This is a genomic window from Burkholderia sp. APQ4-4ca (assembly GCF_057837105.1).
This window is the reverse complement of the sequence record NZ_JBYQCG010000199.1, coordinates 1-1,684: the sequence shown is the minus strand read 5'-3', so window position 1 is coordinate 1,684 and position 1,684 is coordinate 1. Positions and strand designations below refer to the sequence as shown.

Genomic DNA, 1,684 nt, shown 5'->3' with positions numbered 1-1,684 from the left:
CGAGCTCGTGCAGAAGCTGCAGGCCGCTCGCCAAAATCTCCAACTGCCCTCGATGCTCGGCAAGCTGGACCGCTTCGACCTGATCATCCTCGATGACCTATCGTACGTGCGCAAGGACCAGGCCGAAACGAGCGTGCTGTTCGAGCTGATTGCCGAGCGGTACGAGCGTCGCAGTCTGCTGATCACGGCCAATCAGCCGTTCTCGGGCTGGAACGACGTGTTCCCCGATCCGTCGATGACGGTCGCCGCGATTGACCGGCTGGTGCATCACTCCACCATCTTTGAACTGAACGTCGAAAGCTACCGCCGTCGCAATGCCAGCGACAACAAGCGTCCGCGGCGGCGACAATTACCCGAAACCGAACAGGAGGAAACGACAATTACAGAAACCTGACTAACGACAATTACCCCATCCAACCGGCCAAGGTAATTGACGCTCGACCGGCCAAAGTAGTTGACGATCTACAATACGGAATGTCTCGACAGCCAGGCAATCCGGCGCGTGAGGCAAGGCAGCGGTGTGTGCAGCTGTTTCCCATATCTCTTCGAGTTTGGCGCGTTTGTTCACCTTGCGGCCGACCAGATCCCATGCAGCAGCCACAAAGCTCTCGCGATCCAGGGCGCGTACATGCGTCGGCGTCGGAAACTCGAGCAGAAAACGCACGAACCATTCGTTGCGGGTGGTGCACCAGTAGCGGTGCATCTCCGGGAAGTACAGGGGCAGGCTATGGTTGATCAGAGAGTGCTGCACCTTGGTGCGTGCGCGGGAAACTTGGTAGTAGGTCTTTGCAAGTTCCTGCAGGTCATGATGGCCGGCGATCTGCGGGTCCACGTAGCGCTGATATGTGCCACGCCTGAGCATTTCCAGGATGACCTGCGCGTCCTTGGGATCGTTCTTGTCCCAAGAGTTGAACATCGCTTCGCGATACCGCGCCTGTGCCACGGAATTGATGCTGACCACTTCGTGCCCAGCTGTGAGCAGGCGGTGAGCCAGCGGGCGATGGTAGTCGCCGGTCGGCTCAAGCGCTACCCGGCAATTGCCGGGTAGTGCTTGAAGGTAACTCAACAGGCGGTCGAAGTCAGGAGCGCTGTTGGTCATCCGGAAGCGCTGACGCTTCCCGTCCGACAACTCGATCAACACAGCGTTCGAATAACGGGCGATGTCGATTGCAACCAGGTTCAGGGGCAGCGTACCTTCCAGCAAGTCGGCCATTTCGGTTTCCTCCGGCGGGCGGTGAACGGGCAATCCAAAGGATGCCCGTTACCCCTGATGGCTGACATTCTGCATGTACTACGGGCCGGAGTTCGCTGGTAAGGTGCTGGATGCATGGTAAGCGCTCTTTGAAGGACGCCATTGCACGGCAAGGCTGATTCACCGAGGCTACGTGTCCATGTTCAATGAGCGTGGACAGGTGTGCATGAACGAGAAAGACGAAGGTTTGCAGAGCCGGTTGGTGGTCGATCTCAAGCGAGACGGGCGGCGCAAGTACGACGAGGATGCGAAGCGCGAGTTGATACAGGCGTGTCTGAAGCCAGGGGTGTCTATCGCGCGGACGTATGCGGTCTTTTAACGACGCCCATCAGAGGTTGGGAGTGGCAGGCATGCTCCATGGCATGAGGGCGGCATAGTCGTCGGCGGTTGCGGCGAGCGGCAACCTGGTGAACAGCCAGACCAGATAGCGAT

4 protein-coding genes are annotated in these 1,684 nt (G+C 58.8%); 2 read left to right on the top strand and 2 right to left on the bottom strand.

Annotation, left to right across the window (positions count from 1 at the left end):
• On the top strand, positions 1-394 hold a 394-nt coding region (locus AC3IFE_RS21215), incomplete at its 5' end, for an ATP-binding protein (RefSeq protein ID WP_489191848.1).
• On the opposite strand, the gene AC3IFE_RS21210 is transcribed toward AC3IFE_RS21215, so the two are convergent.
• Positions 395-1,213 (bottom strand): IS110 family transposase, encoded by an 819-nt coding sequence (locus AC3IFE_RS21210; RefSeq protein ID WP_489191847.1) that lies wholly within the window; start codon positions 1,211-1,213, stop codon positions 395-397. It lies immediately after the preceding gene.
• Positions 1,214-1,418: 205 nt separating this feature from the next.
• Between AC3IFE_RS21210 and AC3IFE_RS21205 the strand changes: the two genes are divergently transcribed.
• The gene (locus tag AC3IFE_RS21205) at positions 1,419-1,571 is read left to right on the top strand and encodes a hypothetical protein (RefSeq protein ID WP_489191846.1); all 153 of its coding nucleotides are present in this window, start codon (positions 1,419-1,421) and stop codon (positions 1,569-1,571) included.
• Between the two features lie 9 nt (positions 1,572-1,580).
• Here AC3IFE_RS21205 and AC3IFE_RS21200 read toward each other — a convergent pair.
• A partial coding sequence (locus AC3IFE_RS21200) for a transposase domain-containing protein (RefSeq protein WP_489191849.1) occupies positions 1,581-1,684 on the bottom strand: 104 nt, incomplete at its 5' end.

Excerpts from the sequence above, each read along its gene's own strand:
- AC3IFE_RS21205 (WP_489191846.1), top strand. The coding sequence starts at position 1,419 with ATGAACGAGAAAGACGAAGGTTTGCAGAGCCGGTTGGTGGTCGATCTC.
- AC3IFE_RS21210 (WP_489191847.1), bottom strand. The coding sequence starts at position 1,213 with ATGGCCGACTTGCTGGAAGGTACGCTGCCCCTGAACCTGGTTGCAATC.